The organism is Paenibacillus sp. D51F, from assembly GCF_053345695.1.
This window is the reverse complement of the sequence record NZ_JBKFAO010000002.1, coordinates 340,478-355,283: the sequence shown is the minus strand read 5'-3', so window position 1 is coordinate 355,283 and position 14,806 is coordinate 340,478. Positions and strand designations below refer to the sequence as shown.

9 protein-coding genes and 1 pseudogene are annotated in these 14,806 nt (G+C 59.6%); 7 read left to right on the top strand and 3 right to left on the bottom strand.

Features of this window, described 5'->3' with window-relative positions:
- Positions 1-4: 4 nt before the first annotated feature.
- On the bottom strand, positions 5-1,111 hold the full coding sequence (locus ACLBWT_RS05335; RefSeq protein ID WP_447662011.1) for a LacI family DNA-binding transcriptional regulator: 1,107 nt from the start codon (positions 1,109-1,111) through the stop codon (positions 5-7).
- Between the two features lie 99 nt (positions 1,112-1,210).
- Between ACLBWT_RS05335 and ACLBWT_RS05330 the strand changes: the two genes are divergently transcribed.
- The 4 genes and pseudogenes from ACLBWT_RS05330 (at position 1,211) to ACLBWT_RS05315 (ending at position 7,390) form a co-directional block, all read left to right on the top strand.
- Positions 1,211-4,336 carry a beta-galactosidase gene (locus ACLBWT_RS05330; RefSeq protein ID WP_447662010.1) on the top strand — a complete coding sequence of 1,042 codons (3,126 nt, stop codon included), beginning with the start codon at positions 1,211-1,213 and terminating at the stop codon, positions 4,334-4,336.
- A gap of 285 nt (positions 4,337-4,621) precedes the next feature.
- A pseudogene (locus tag ACLBWT_RS05325) lies at positions 4,622-5,023 on the top strand (cupin domain-containing protein); the annotation flags it as partial.
- A 39-nt stretch (positions 5,024-5,062) separates the two neighbouring features.
- A complete protein-coding gene (locus ACLBWT_RS05320) occupies positions 5,063-5,467 on the top strand; it encodes a helix-turn-helix domain-containing protein (RefSeq protein ID WP_447662252.1) in 405 nt (134 codons plus the stop codon).
- Between the two features lie 105 nt (positions 5,468-5,572).
- Positions 5,573-7,390, top strand: a complete 1,818-nt coding sequence (locus ACLBWT_RS05315) for a CBM96 family carbohydrate-binding protein (RefSeq protein ID WP_447662009.1) — start codon at positions 5,573-5,575, stop codon at positions 7,388-7,390.
- 75 nt (positions 7,391-7,465) lie between these two features.
- On the opposite strand, the gene ACLBWT_RS05310 is transcribed toward ACLBWT_RS05315, so the two are convergent.
- On the bottom strand, positions 7,466-7,801 hold the full coding sequence (locus ACLBWT_RS05310) for a helix-turn-helix domain-containing protein (RefSeq protein WP_447662008.1): 336 nt from the start codon (positions 7,799-7,801) through the stop codon (positions 7,466-7,468).
- A gap of 246 nt (positions 7,802-8,047) precedes the next feature.
- On the bottom strand, positions 8,048-11,116 hold the full coding sequence (locus tag ACLBWT_RS05305) for a PAS domain S-box protein (protein ID WP_447662007.1): 3,069 nt from the start codon (positions 11,114-11,116) through the stop codon (positions 8,048-8,050).
- Positions 11,117-11,318: 202 nt separating this feature from the next.
- Here ACLBWT_RS05305 and hemE point away from each other — a divergent pair, with 202 nt between their 5' ends.
- From hemE to hemG, 3 genes are read left to right on the top strand one after another with little or no spacing between them, the layout of a single operon-like run.
- Positions 11,319-12,395, top strand: coding sequence for a uroporphyrinogen decarboxylase (gene hemE / locus ACLBWT_RS05300; protein ID WP_447662006.1), 1,077 nt, complete (start codon positions 11,319-11,321; stop codon positions 12,393-12,395).
- Positions 12,388-13,326 (top strand): ferrochelatase, encoded by a 939-nt coding sequence (gene hemH, locus ACLBWT_RS05295; RefSeq protein ID WP_447662005.1) that lies wholly within the window; start codon positions 12,388-12,390, stop codon positions 13,324-13,326. Before hemE ends, hemH begins: the two co-directional genes overlap by 8 nt.
- On the top strand, positions 13,323-14,774 hold the full coding sequence (hemG, locus tag ACLBWT_RS05290) for a protoporphyrinogen oxidase (protein WP_447662004.1): 1,452 nt from the start codon (positions 13,323-13,325) through the stop codon (positions 14,772-14,774). Before hemH ends, hemG begins: the two co-directional genes overlap by 4 nt.
- The last annotated feature ends 32 nt before the right edge of the window (positions 14,775-14,806 follow it).

The window sequence follows — 14,806 nt, the reverse complement described above, 5'->3', positions numbered from 1 at the left end:
GCATTCAGACGCTGCTGCGAAGCACGAGGCCGGGGACGAGGCCGACTCTCTCGACCGAGGAATGGGGCATCCTGATCCGGCGCTCCAGAGCTTCGACGGCTCTCTGGCCGAGCACTTCCTTGCCGAGATCGACCGTCGTCAGCGGCGGCTGGCTGCGCGTCGAGCCTTCGATGTTGTCGATTCCGGCGACGCGGCAGCGATCCGGCACCGCCACGCCGCGGGCGCGCAGCATGTTCAGCAGGACAATCGCGATGTCGTCGTTGGCGCACAGGAAAGCGTCGGGAAGGTCCTCTTCCTTGAGCCTCCCAAGCCTCGCATCCAGATCGCCTTCCCACTCCCCGGAGTAAGGCATATTCCATCGCCGCAGCTCGCCCGCCTTGCGCAGGGAGAACATCTGCTCCAGCGCCGAGCGGCAGCCGAGCCAGCGCTCGCGGAAGCTGACCGAGAACTTCTCGCTTCCGACGAAGATGAAGCGCCTGCAGCCATGGTCGAGCAAGGCGCCGGAAATCATGCGCGCGGCGGCGATGTTGTCGTTGGCTACGCTGTCGAGCCCCGAGAACGGCTCCTGGTGGTCGACGAGCACGACGGGAATCCCGGTTCTTTTCATGGCGGTGAGATGCCGCAGGGGAAACGCGCCGACGGCGAGCCCGCCGACGCACAGCGAACGGCTGAGATAGGGCGGCAGAATATCTTCCTGCCGGCTTTCTCCCATCGGAGAGAGGACGACGGTTCCCCAGCCGCGCGAGCGGCAGCCTTCCTGGATGCCGGACAGGACGCGCTGCCAATACATAGGTTCTTCCAAATGTCCCCGCGACATCCATATGACGACGAACCGCTCATGGCCGGGGGCATCCATCGCCCGTTCTTCCCCGCCATCGACGATAGCCTGAATGCCGGCGGCCGTGCCCGGCGATTCCGACGCGCGCGGCGCGGAGCGGGACAGGCGGACCTCAGGCGGGCTGTAGCCCATCGCTTTGGCCGTGTCCAGCACCTTCTGGCGCGTCGCTTCGCTGACGCCTGACTTGCCGGACAACGATTGGGAAACGGTATATTTGGACACTTGCAGACGATCGGCGATCTGCTGCATCGTGATTTTTTTTCCTCTTGACATGAAAGCCTTCACCCTCTAAAGTTTGGTTGCTTTCTGGTTGTTATTAGCCTAACAAACCTAACAAAACTATTATAAATCAAAACCGCGGGGTGCTCAATCATGAATAAATGGCTGACCTTCTATGACAACGAATTTCCTTTTGCCGGTCCGCGTCCTGGCGGCGCCGATCTCGGCGCTTTGCAGGACACGCTGATCGGAGCGGCCGAGCTGGCCGACAAATTGCGGGAAGAACGGCCGGCAGCGCTCGTCATGCTGCATGGACCTTATTTCCCCAAGCAAGCCTGGCCGGCTCTGCTGGAGCATGTGAAGCGCGGCGGAGGGCTCGTGACGATCGGCGGCATACCGCTGCGCATCCCCGTTCTCCATACAACGGAAGGCTGGCTGCCCGAGGCGGAGCAGACGTCGTACCACCAGACCATCGGCATCCATGAAGCGCTTGAAGTCCAGACCGGCTTGGTGACGGAGCTCAAGACCTCCCGCGCCATTCCGCTGCTGTCCGGCGACGAGGGACTCTTCTCGCCCGCTCCGACTTACGGGCTTGCTCTTCATGTGACGCGCTCGCATGACCATCCGGCCGAGAACGGTTCGGGCGGTCCGATGGACGCCCATATCTATCCGCTGCTGACCGGCCTCGACAAGGACGGCCGCGAGCGCTGCGCTCCCGTCGTGCTGATCGAGAACACGAAGGGCGACTTCGCCGGCGGACGCTGGATCCTTGCGAACCGCGAAGCCGGGGCGGCATTCTGGGAGAACGGGAAAGGCGCCGAGTCGCTCGCCCGCTGGGCGGCATTCGCCGCCAGCGGCGTGACGGAATGGTGGCTCAAGCCGAACTACGCCTGCTTCGAGATCGGCGAGAAGCCGGTGCTGACGTTCCAGCGCCAGCGGCTGAACGCGCAAGGGGACAGCGAGTGGAGCGTACGCTATGAGGTCCGTCTTGCGGACGGGCAAGGGAACCGCGTCGTGGCCGAAGGCAGCCTCGAGCTGTCTTCCGGCGCGCTGGCCGATTATGAGCGCGTGCCGCTGCCGTTCCAGGCGGAGCCGGGCTACTACAGCGTCGAAGCGGAGCTGACGGGCAAGCAGAGCGGCGAGATCCGCCGCCTCTCCCAGGGCTTCTGGGGACGCGACGAGGAGCTGCTTCGCCAAGGCGAGATGATTGCGGTGAACCGCGATTATTTCGTCAAGGAAGGCAAGCCGCTGCCGATCGTCGGCATGACCTACATGACGAGCGACGTCGCGCGCAAATATCTCCATCTGCCGAACGCGTCCGTGTGGGACCGCGATATGGCGCAAATGGCGAAGGCCGGCATCAACACGATCCGCACCGGCCTCTGGACGGCGCTGCGCAAGATGGCCTTCGTGGACGGGCATGTCAGTGAAGAGATGCTGCGCGCCGTCGATGCGCTGTTCCTGACGGCCAAGCGCCACGGCCTCGAGGTCGTCTTCAACTTCTTCGCCTTCACGCCGGAGCTGTGGGAAGGGGAGAACCCTTATCTCGATCCGCGCAGCGTGGAAGCGCAGAAGCGGTTCATCACGTCCATCGTAACCCGTCACAAGCATTCCGCCCACGTTCACTGGGATCTCATCAACGAGCCGACGATGTTCAATCCGGACAAGCTGTGGAACGCGGCCAGCACGCTCGGAGACCGCTTCGAGGTCGCCGCTTACCGCGAATGGCTGCAGGAGCGGCATGGCTCCATCGTCAAGCTGCAGGAGCGGTGGAACATGACGGAAGCCGAGCTGCCGTCGTTCGCCAGCATCATGCCGCCGACGCCGGGCGATATCGCCTTCTCCACGACGGAGCTGTACGAGAAGCGCAGCGGCCAGTGGCTCGACTACCTGCTCTTCTCGCAGGACATGCACAACCGCTGGGCTTCCGAGCTGCGTGCGGCTATCCAGGCCGTCCAGCCGAAGCAGCTCGTGACGGTCGGCCAGGACGAGGGACTGCAGGCGCAGCGTCCGTCCCCGCTCTTCTATGAAGAAGCGGTCGACTACACGACCGTGCACTCGTGGTGGAAGAACGACCAGCTCGTGCTGGACGGCATTTTCGCCAAGACGCCTTACAAGCCGAATGTCATCCAAGAGACCGGCATCATGTATATCGAGACTCCGGACGGCTTCGCCAAGCGCACCGAGGAAGAGCTGCACAGCATCCTGGAGCGCAAGTACGCCTATGCGTTCTCGACAGGCGGAGCGGGGGCGGTCCAATGGATCTGGAACATCAACTTCTACATGCACAACATCAACGAGTCGCATATCGGCGCCCTGCGCGCCGACGGCACCGAGAAGCCGGAGGCCGATGTCTCCTACGACTTCGGCCGCTTCATCCGCGAAGCGGGCCATCTGTTCGAGGACCGCAAGCTGGAGGAGGTCGCGGTCGTTTATCCGTACAGCAACGACTTCTCGAACCGCTCGCTGGCCGAGGACATCACTTCGCGCCTGACGCGCTCGCTTGCCCACCGCATGAATGTGTCGTTCCGCTCCTTGGGCGAATATGACCTGCATGTGCTGAAGGATGCTGCCTACGAGCAGCCGAAGCTGATTCTGATGCCGTCGGCGCATGCGCTCAGCGACGAGGCTTTGCGCGATCTTACGCACTGGGCGGAGACGACGGGAGGCACGCTGCTCGTGACCGGCCCGCTGAATCTCGATGCCTACTGGCATCGCAGCGACCGCGCCGAAGCGCTGACCGGCCCGGCCGTTCTCGCCAACATCCGCCGCGAGGAGGCGCTGGAGCTGGACGGCGAGCTGCTGCAGATCGGCTTCGCCGGCGACGCCATCGCCAAGCTGAACAAGCAGACGCTGCTTGGCGAAGACGGACGTCCCGTGCAGGCTCCCTCCCGGCTGCATGAGATCGCGATCGGCAATGGCCGCCTCCTCTGGTGTCCGCTGCCGCTGGAGCTGGCCGAGAGCTATATCGCTCTCGAGGCGGTGTATGACCGCGCCCTCGAGGCTGCGGGAGTATCGGCCGAGCTGGAATGGGAGCAGGGTGGAGAGCTCGCGGGCGTTTATGGACGCAAGCTGGACTTCGCCCAAGGCGCCGTGTATATTTTCGTATCGGAATACGCTCTGGACGCCAATATCGCGGTCAAGGACCCCGTTACGGGCATCCGCTATTCCTTCACGCTGGAAGCCGAGCGCTCGGTGCTGTTCGCGGCGGACCAGGAAGGCCGCATCGTCAGCGTCTACCGTCCGGATCAGGTCGAAGTCCAGGCGCAGAACGGCTGAGACGGAATGACTTGAGTTCTCGCCCATGAACCCTATCGCATACGGAAAGAGCCTCCGCCAGTTCGACTGGCGGAGGCTCTTTTATGTTTCAAGCATCCGCAAACGGCGCGACCGGCCGGGAAACGCTGTGAAGGAAGGCGCATCCAGTCCCGTTCAGGCATCGGACCCGTCATCATGCGCCGACAAACTCGGGAAAGCTATGGATTTGTACGATCATTTCGAGGGTAGGTGTGGTACAGTGTGCTCAAATCGTCCAAATAAATCCATGCTGTGGAGGGATGGCTGATGAAATTAAGCACGAGCGTAGATGTGAGGAAAGAACCGTTTCATCTCAATCATTATAAATGTTCCGGCAAGCAGGTTTGGGAAATCTATCATGCTCACCCTACGATGGAATTTCTTTTTGTCTATGAGGGCCATGGAACTGTAGAGGTGAACAAGCAAGTGATGGACATAAGCCCTGGCACGCTGCTCATGTTTCAACCTTTCCAATTGCATCGGATTCAAGTGGAAGGGCCGTTCATTCGATCGATTCTCATGTTTGATCCCTATAGATTGGATTCTGCGCTCCTTGCTTTCAGCTGCATACGGAAGCGGTTCAATATCCTTTGGAAGCAGCCATTAAAGTGTCAATCGCTGCCGCAGCAGCATCATCTTGCCCATCTGTTTGAGCAATTGAATCATAAGCTCAGGAACATGCCGGCCCATAAGCGGCAAGAGGAATTCATGCTGTGCCTATTGTCGATTCTCCAGCATCTGGAGCCCTTCGAGAAAGGAATGCATCTCGGCCAGGACGACCCGTTCATGCCGCGCTTCAGCCATACGGTCATGCAGATGATGGAATGGATCGAGCTTCACTACAAAGAGAAGTTCGATCTCCACCGGATGTCGGAGGACCTCCATCTGTCCACGTATTACTTGTCGCGCATGTTCCGGCAGTCGACCGGCAGCTCGATCACCGAGTTTATTATTTCGCGGAGGCTGAAGGAAGCTTGCCTGCTGCTGGAAACGACCACGAAAACAGCCGGCTTCATAGCCCAGGAGGTCGGTTTTCACAATGGATCTTATTTTTCCCGAGTATTCAAAACATCGCTTGGCGTCACCCCGAAGGGGTACAGAAAGCAGCTTTGAACAAGCGCAATACAGTGCAAGATTTAGGCAATAGATTGGCACATGGATGATTGACGTTCTTTTATACTGTGTAAGCGTCAGGTTAAAAATTTGACTTCAAGGAGGATGATTCACTTGGTTGGACCATTCACGGGAAACAAAGGCAGAAAAGGGGGGATCGCGTTCCTATCGTCGCTCATCGTGTTGAGTATGATGAGTGTTCCGTCGGTCGCCAGTGCGGCGGCTGCGTCCACGCTCAATCCATCGGAGGACTCCTATGTGTATTCAAGCAATGCGACGACCAATTTTGGAACAGCGACCTCGCTTTATGTCAAAAACGATTCAAGCGCGACTCGAATTGCATACTTGAAATTCAACCTGACTGGACTGACTGGAGTTACTAGCGCCAAGCTCCGCATTTATGGCAGCGCTTCCGCAGCAACCGTTCTCTCGGCGTACCAGACGACGGACAGCTGGACGCAAGCCGCCGTAACGTGGAACACGAAGCCTGCGGTCGGCCTTTCGGCGGGCAGTGTACCGATCAATACAACCAATATGTACAACGAGATCGACGTTACTTCCTACGTGGCAGAGGAGGCGGCAGGGGATGCTGTCGTTTCATTTGCCCTGCAGGAAAGTGTCGGCAAATACACGACGTTGAACAGCAATGAGAATGCTGCCAATAAGCCGCAGCTCGTTGTCGTCAGCGGCGGAAGCGGCGGCGACACGCAAGCGCCGAGTGCTCCAACAGGGTTGACTGGTACGGCGGCGTCTAGCTCCCAAATCAATCTGAGCTGGAGCGCTTCTTCCGACAATGTCGGCGTAACCGGATATGAGGTGTATCGGAACGGCGCTTTCCTTAAAAGTGCCGCAGGCACTGCAGCCAGCGATACAGGCTTAGCGGCTTCAACCTCCTACAGCTACTATGTCAAGGCGAAGGATGCTGCCGGCAACGTCTCCGCGCCAAGCAGCACCATCCTTGCCACGACGAATTCCGGCGGCGGAGCTCCTAGCTGTTCGAATGCGCTAAGTTCAACAACGGCTATTCAGAATGCGATGAAAAATGCCACAGCAGGTACGGTGATCTCCATCGCGCCGGGCACTTATGCGGGTGATCGGACTGCCAGCGGCGACCCTGGCGGGCAAGGATTGTTTTTCTCCGATAAGAACGGCACGTCCTCCAACCCTATCATCTTAAAAAGCTGTGATGCAGCCAACCCGGCTATTCTTAAAGGCGTCAATGTCAATGACGGCTCTTACGGCATTCACCTGACGGGAGACTACTGGCAAATTCTCGATGTCGAAGTGATGAACGCGCAGAAGGGAATCGTCATTGACAATGGCAACCGAAATCTGATCCACAATGCCGAGGTGCATCTCATCGGGGATGAGGCTGTTCACTTCCGTGACGGAAGCTCCTACAACACATTGGAATACTCGCTCATCTACGATACGGGCAGATATCAAGCTGATTATGGCGAGGGAGCTTATGTGGGATCCGATTCCAGCTCTCCTTATGAACATATCGTTGCGGGCAATGTGATCCGGTATACGAATTTCAATGGCGGCATTACAGCCGAGCATATCGATGTCAAAGAAGGCGCCAGCGGCACGATCATCGAGTACTGCACGTTCAATGGAACAGGAATCAGCGGGGCGAACAGCGCGGATAGCTTCGTAGATGTCAAAGGCGTGAATACCATTGTTCGTTATAATCAAGGCTATCGCAATGGCAATGCGAATGTGGTGGATGCCTTCCAGGTCCGTACACATGGGAGCGACTATCCGACCGGCATGAACAATTCGTTCAATAACAACACCGTGAACTTGGATAACTCAAGCGGTTATGTGGTCTATGCGACAAGCGCAACAACGGGTACGACGGCGCAGAACGATACGCGCACAGGCGGCGGGAACAAGTATAACGCGAATGTCAATAAGTGAGGAAGCCTGGCTGACTCTTTGAGGCAAGGAAGAAAAAAACAGACGCGGATTCCGACCCGCGTCTGTTTTTTTCTGTCATTTGTCTTCTTTATACTGGATGATCGGCCGGATAACCTGCGAGATCAGCCTGATTTTCTCGGGGGAGCAGCCTTCGAGCATATCCATGATCTCATGGCGGAGAAAATCTTGCGAGATGCTGTTGGCTCCGCTGAGCAGATATTCCGGAGTTTCCTCCAGGACGACGCAAAGCTCCGATAGTCGGTCGAGATTGAGCGGGGTTTTGCCGCGTTCGATTTTGCTTATGTAAGCATTCGATACATCCAGATGCTCGGCAAGAGCCTCTTGGGTCATCCCCTTCTGCTCACGGGCTTTCTTGATGCGCTTGCCAATTATCGAGTAGTCATATGCCACTATTCCATCACCCTACCAAACTATAACAACCTTTGAAACGGTCTTACATGTATGCCGATTCCAACTGAACCTATCGTTCAATCGATTTCGGAATGCGGGCATTCCTGGTACAGAAGTGATTCCCTGGATGTGCGATCGTTCATTTCCAAATGAAAAACCCCTATGCAATCTCTGCCCGGGCGGTGCTGAAGGCGCCGGCGAGCGGAGCTTGCATAGGAGATTGCAAGGATACGGAATCATTCACTTCTATTCATCGCTGGCGCGGGAGCCGATCGCGCCTGCGGCGAGCCGGCTGAGCACGCGGGCGACTTCGGCAGCGAACACCGGCTTGCTGATGAAGTCGTCCATGCCTGCATCGGCGCAGATCTTCTTGTCGGATTCCTGGGCGAAGGCTGTCACGGCAGCGATGGCCGGCTGCCTGCCGGGGGGCAGCCGGCGGCGGATGGCGGTCGCCGCTTCAAGGCCGTCCATGACCGGCATCTGCAAATCCATGAACACGATATCGTACCTTTGGCGCTCCAGGATGGACAACGCTTCCGCGCCGTTGCCCGCCGTATCGGCGAGGCAGTCCATCTTGGCGAGAATCGTCTTCAGCAGCGACCGGTTGACGGAGTTGTCGTCGACGACAAGCGCTTTGATGCCGGGATAAGAATTCGCGGTCAGCAACGGCTCTGCATGCGCCGCTCCGGAGCGTTCCTGCTGCAAGAGCTCATGGTCCCCAGCCTGAGGGAGCGCGAAGCGGAGGACGAAGCTGAATACCGAGCCTTGGCCTTCAACGCTCTCGACTCCGATGGACCCGCTCATCAGCTCCACGAGCTTGCGGCAGATCGCAAGTCCGAGGCCCGTTCCTCCGTACTTGCGGTTGATGGCCGGATGCAGCTGGGAGAACGATTGGAACAGCAGGCTCTGCTTGTCCAGCGCGATTCCGATCCCGGTGTCCCTGACGCTGAACTCCACCAGGCAAGACGCCTGATCCGAAGCTTGCAGCGAAGCCGACACCTTGACGAAGCCTGCGTCGGTGAATTTGACGGCATTGCCGATCAGATTGGCGAGCACCTGGCGGATCCGTCCCGAATCGCCGATGACGCTGGAGGGCAATTCATCCGGGAAGTCGAGCTCGAGCGAAATGCTCTTGGCGCGCGCGCTGCCGCGGAACAGATCCGCAACGTCTGCGACGGTCTCCCGAATCTGGAACGGCTCCAGCTCCAGCTCCATCTTGCCGGCTTCGATCTTGCTGAAGTCCAGCACCTCGTTGAGGATGCGCAGAAGCGCGTCGCCGCTCTCGATGATGGTTTGCGCGTATCCGCTCTGCTCCTCGTCCAGCTCCGTGCCGGCGAGGAGATCGGCCATGCCCATGATGCCGTTCATCGGCGTCCGGAGCTCGTGGCTCATGATGGCAAGGAATTCCGATTTGGCCCGGTCGGCTTCTTCCGCCGATTCCTTGGCGCGGATGATTTCCTTTTCCCCGGTAATGTCGCGGAAGACGATGACGGAGCCTTTATGCTCGCCGCGGTCGAGGATCGGGGTCACGCTGCATTCGGCCAGGAAGCTGGATCCGTCCCGGCGCCACAGCACCGTCTCCTGGCTGAGGTAAGGCTGGCCGCCCCGGATCGCCTGGTGGATCGGCGAGTGCTCGCTGCGGTAAGGAGTCCCGTCCGCCCTCGTCTGCTCGATCATGTCGAGGTAGGATCGACCGCCGATATCCGGGTGGCTCAGCCCGAGCATGGAGGCGGCCGCCGGATTCATGAATATCGAGGCTCCATCCAAATCCACGCCTAATATCCCCTCGGAGACGGCGTTCAGGATCAGCGTGTATTGATAGCCGAGCTTCTCGATCTGCTCCAGATGGCGCTTCCGCTCGGTGATGTCCTCGGAAAGGCCGTATACGCCGACAACTTCCCCGTCTACGACGATCGGAATGTTCATGGTATTGATCTCGAGCTCGTACCCGTCCTTGTGCCTGATTTTCAAATCGTAGGATTGCGGATGGCCTTTGCATGCCTGACCGAAGTGATAGAGGGTCTTGTCCATGTATTCGTCCGGAACAAGAGGCCCCCAATGATTGCCGAGCAGCTCTTCCAGAGAATATCCCGTCAGCTTCTCCAGGTTCGCATTCGCCGTCAAGTAGTCTCCCTGGAGGTTCATCGAGTAGACGGCCTGGGGACTGTTTTCGAACAGGGACTTGTACTGCTGCTCGCTTTCCTGCAGGCGCTTCTCCAGAAGCTTCTGCTCGGTGATATCCTGCACGAAGCCGGTATAGTGGTAGGGCCGGCCGGATTCGTCCACCCTGGGCACGCATTGGGAGTAGACATATCGAATGGTGCTGTCCGGAAGCGTGACCGGGTATTCCCATTCTCTCGACGTGCCCGGATTGTCCGCTCCTCGCCTCAGGAACAGCTTGATGTCTTCCGACACATCGGATCCGATGCGCAGCGCGTCGATGATTTCGTCGCTCGCGGGGGCAGACAGCGGCAGCCGGCCTTCGTACATGGCGCGGGTCTCCTCGGAGAACGACATCCGATTGGAGATGACATCCCACTGCCAGGCTCCGATCCGAGCCATGTCGAAGACGGTCTGAAGCATTTCCTCATACCGTTTCATGGCCGATACGTCCCGGGCAAAGGTAAGGATGCGCTGCCTGCCGTCCGGCATGTCCAGCACCTTGAAGTAGGTTTCCATCCAGATGAAGCGGCCGTCCTTATGGCGCGTCCTCCGCACGAAACTGCGGTTCTCGTCGAACATGCCGCCATCGGCCATCTGGACAGCCTCGTGCTCATGGTAGAATTCCTTGCGGTTATGCCCGATCAATTCATGAACCTCGTAGCCCAGAATTTCCCGGATGGACGGCGCGATATACAGAATGGTTCCTTCCGGAGTGCTGCAGCTGACCAGATCCCGCGTATTCTCCACGATCAGCTCGTGCAGGTCATCATCCAGGGCGTGCGGAAGCTCCCGCTGTGAATCGGGGGAGGACTGGACCATGATGAACGCATCCTGATCCTCCTCAAGCAGCGTGAGCAGGCAATCGATCATGATGGAGGAACCGTCAGCCTGGCTGAGAGTCAGGCTATGCTGCAAAGGGGACTGAGCCTCGAGCATCCGCTTGAGGCTTCCCGGATCGTCGCCGCCTCCCAGGGCGGGGCCGCGCCGGTCGAGTTCCGGGCTGCCTGATTCGGCGCTCCATCCGCATAAGCGGCGGAAAGCGGGATTCATCGCGCTCCAGGCGCCGTCCCGAAGAGACAGAAACGCGATTCCATCCTTCGAATGGCGGAAAGCCATTTCCGCGAATAGCAGTTCATTTTCGGGCAGTTTCATCTAGTATGATTTCTCCTTGTCCTTGTCACGCTGGCAGCAGCCCGCTTTGCTGATAGTATAATCCTTTTCCAATCAAGAAGGAATGCCTATCGTTTGTCATAGGATTGTCATCACCCCCCGCCGGGTAAAGGTTGTTAGCGTTTTTAAAAACGGGCATAATGGGAAGCGAAGGGAAATTCATAGAAAGAAATGGGGAGCGGATATGATGCAGAACGACTCCTTCCTCCGGGCGGCCCGCGGGGAAAGCACGGATCATGTGCCGGTATGGTACATGAGACAGGCAGGGCGGTACGATCCGGATTACCGCAAGATCAAGGAGAAGCACACGCTCCTGGAAATTTGCAGGCAGCCCGAGCTGGCAGCGGAAGTCACGATGATGCCGGTACATAAGCTTGGCGTCGACGCCGCCATTTTATATTCCGATATTATGAATCCCGTTGCGTCCATCGGGATCGATTTTGATATAGTCGCCGGCATCGGTCCCGTCATCCACAATCCGATCCGCAGCGCGGAGGATGTGCGCAGGCTGAAGCCGATCGACGTGGAAGGGGACTTGTCCCACGTCCTGGAGACGATCCGAATTCTTGACCGAGAGCTGAAGGTTCCGCTCATCACGTTCGCCGGCGCGCCGTTCACAATCGCCAGCTACCTGATCGAGGGCAAGCCTTCCCGCAACTATCTGCGCACCAAGGCGCTCATGTACGCCGAGCCGGCCGTATGGTTCGAGCTGATGGACAAGCTGGGCGACATGGTGATCGCCTATCTGCGGGCGCATGCGGACAACGGAGGCAAGGCGTTCCAGCTGTTCGACAGCTGGGTCGGCTCGCTCGCCCCGCATGACTTCCGCGTCTTCGTCCTGCCGACGATCACCCGTATCTTCAGCGAGCTGTCGGATCTCCGGCAGCCGGGCATCTACTTCCCGGGAGTCAGCTCGGGCGAGCTGCTGCCGGAGCTGAAGGGCCTTCAGGCCGACGTGATCGGCCTCGACTGGCGAGTCGGCATCGCCGAAGGACGCCGCCGCCTCGGAAGCGGATATGCGGTTCAGGGCAACCTCGATCCGGTCGTGCTCACCGCTCCGATGGATGTCATCAAGGACCATGCCCGCAGCATCATCGACGAGGGCATCAAGGAGCCGGGCTACATTTTCAATCTCGGGCACGGCCTGTTCCCCGAGGCGTCCCTCGAGAAGCTGAAGCTGCTGACGGAATACATCCATGAATATTCGGCCGATGCCATCGCCACCCGGAGAACGGCCGCAAAGGAGATGCCTCATGTCTGACAAAACGATCGGCGTCCTGGTCATGTCTTACGGCACGCCGGAGAGCCTGGATCATGTGGAAGAATATTACACGCATATCCGCCGCGGCAGCCCCCCTTCGCCGGAGCAGCTCAAGGAGCTCAGCGACCGGTATGAGGCGATTGTCGGCGGCGTCTTTCCGCTGCGCGAGAACACGGACCGCCAGGTAGCCAGCCTGCAGGACAAGCTGGAGCAGGCCGCTCCCGGCCGCTATCGGTGCTATCAAGGGCTCAAGCATGCCCGTCCGTTTATCGAGGACGGGGTAGAGCGGATGGCGGCGGACGGAATCACGGTGGCCGTCGGCATCGTCCTAGCTCCCCATTTCTCCACCATGAGCGTCGCCAGCTACAACAAGCGCGCGATGCAGAAGGCGGAGCAGCACGGCATCTCGATGGTGTGCGTGGAGTCCTACCACCTTCATCCCAAGCTGGTCGAAGCGCTGGCGGAGCGCGTGAGCGAAGGAATGAAGGCTGTCTCCGAAAAAGCGGGAGGCGCTTCGGTCAAGGTGCTGTTCAGCGCGCACAGCCTTCCCGTCCGCATCCGCGAATCCGGCGATCCTTACGAGGAGCAGCTGCTCGAGACTTCCCGCGCCGTAGCCGACGCTTCCGGCGCGCAGAACTGGGAGTTCACGTGGCAGAGCGCCGGCCGCACGAAGGAGCCATGGCTCGGACCGGATATTCTGGAGACGATGACCCGGCTGGCCGGCGAAGGAGAGCAGGCGCTGCTGGCGGCTCCGATCGGTTTCGTATCCGACCATCTGGAAGTGCTCTACGATCTCGATATCGAGGCGATGGCCGAAGCGGACAAGCTGGGCATCGCCTTCGGCCGGATCCGGATGCTGAATTCCGATCCTCTCTACATGGAGGTTCTAGCCGACGCCGTCGCGCAAGCGGCGCAAGGACTGGGGGAATGAACGGCGATCGGAGAGCTCTGCGGATCGCTGTGGTCGGCGGAGGCTTGACGGGCCTCAGCGCCGCCCATTATATCCGCAAGGGGCTCGAAGAACGGAATCTGGAGGGCGAGCTCGTGCTCGTCGAGGCTGGAGAACGGCTTGGAGGGCGCATCGAGACGCTGCGCAAGGATGGATTCACCATTGAAAAAGGACCGGATTCGTTCCTGGCCCGCAAGCTGCCGATTCTGGAGCTGACGAGAGAGCTCGGTCTTCTTGACGAGCTGGTCCGCACCAATCCGCAGGCGGCCAAAACGTACATCTATCAAGGCGGGCAGCTGCATCCGATGCCGCCCAAGCTGGTGCTTGGAGTGCCGGCGGACATGGCCGCATTCCTGAAGACGGAGCTGCTCGGCACGGATTCCAAATTCCGGGCCTCCTGCGATCTGCTGCTTGCGCCGCGCCCGGACGACGGGGAGGACGAATCCGTCGGCGCTTTCCTGGAGCGCCGCATGGGTCCCGATATCGTGGACCGGATCAGCGAGCCGCTGCTTGCCGGAATCTACGCAGGCGACCTTTACAATCTCAGCCTCGCAGCGACCTTTCCCCAGTTCCGCCGGGCGGAGCTCGAGCATGGCAGCCTGATCCGAGGCTCGCGGGCCGGCAGCAAAGGCGCGGCCCCTGCGGCTCCTCCCGATTACTTGCCCGAATCCGTCAAAGGCAGCGTCTTCATGACGTACCGGAACGGTCTGCGGACTCTGGTCGAAGGATTGGAGCGGTCGCTGGAAGGCGTGCGCATCCTGATGGGCACGACGGTTGCTTCCATCCGTGAATCCGGCGGGGAAGGCCGCCGCTACGAGCTTGAGCTCGGCAGCGGAGAGCGGCTTGAGGCGGACGCGGTCATCGTGACCGCTCCAAGTCAGGCTGCGGCTTCGATGCTGGAGCCGCTCGCGGACATGTCCGAGCTGCGGGAGGTCAAGTATGTATCCGTCGCCAACGTGGTCATGGCCTTCACGCGCCAGGATGTGGAGTCGATGGAATTCGACGGCTCCGGCTTCCTGGTTCCGCGCTCGGAGGGCCGCACGATTACGGCCTGCACGTGGACCTCTTCCAAATGGCTGCACAGCAGTCCTTCGGATCATGTTCTCCTCCGCTGTTATGTGGGAAGGGCTGGCGCCGAGGCCGCGGTGGAGCTGTCCGACGAGGAGCTGACGGCAGCCGTTCTCCGCGACGTGAAGGATACGATGGGCATCGAAGCGCGCCCGCTGTTCACCGAGATCACGAGACTGCGCCATTCGATGCCGCAGTATCCGGTCGGCCATGTCGCCGCCATGGCTCGGCTGCGGGCAAGAATGGCGCAGCAGTCACCTGGCGTTTACGCGACGGGGGCGGCTTTCGACGGCGTCGGACTTCCGGATTGCATCCGGCAAGGACGCGAGGCGGCGCAGCATGTTTTGGGTCTGTTCCAATAATTGGACGGCTCCTTTTCGCTATGAGGCGGAGA

What these genes read in the sequence shown, in the direction of transcription:
- hemE (WP_447662006.1), top strand. Translation starts at nt 11,319, where the DNA reads ATGATGCAGAACGACTCCTTCCTCCGGGCGGCCCGCGGGGAAAGCACG.
- hemG (WP_447662004.1), top strand. Translation starts at nt 13,323, where the DNA reads ATGAACGGCGATCGGAGAGCTCTGCGGATCGCTGTGGTCGGCGGAGGC.
- ACLBWT_RS05330 (WP_447662010.1), top strand. Translation starts at nt 1,211, where the DNA reads ATGAATAAATGGCTGACCTTCTATGACAACGAATTTCCTTTTGCCGGT.
- ACLBWT_RS05335 (WP_447662011.1), bottom strand. Translation starts at nt 1,111, where the DNA reads ATGTCAAGAGGAAAAAAAATCACGATGCAGCAGATCGCCGATCGTCTG.
- hemH (WP_447662005.1), top strand. Translation starts at nt 12,388, where the DNA reads ATGTCTGACAAAACGATCGGCGTCCTGGTCATGTCTTACGGCACGCCG.
- ACLBWT_RS05315 (WP_447662009.1), top strand. Translation starts at nt 5,573, where the DNA reads ATGATTCACTTGGTTGGACCATTCACGGGAAACAAAGGCAGAAAAGGG.
- ACLBWT_RS05305 (WP_447662007.1), bottom strand. Translation starts at nt 11,116, where the DNA reads ATGAAACTGCCCGAAAATGAACTGCTATTCGCGGAAATGGCTTTCCGC.
- ACLBWT_RS05320 (WP_447662252.1), top strand. Translation starts at nt 5,063, where the DNA reads ATGCTGTGCCTATTGTCGATTCTCCAGCATCTGGAGCCCTTCGAGAAA.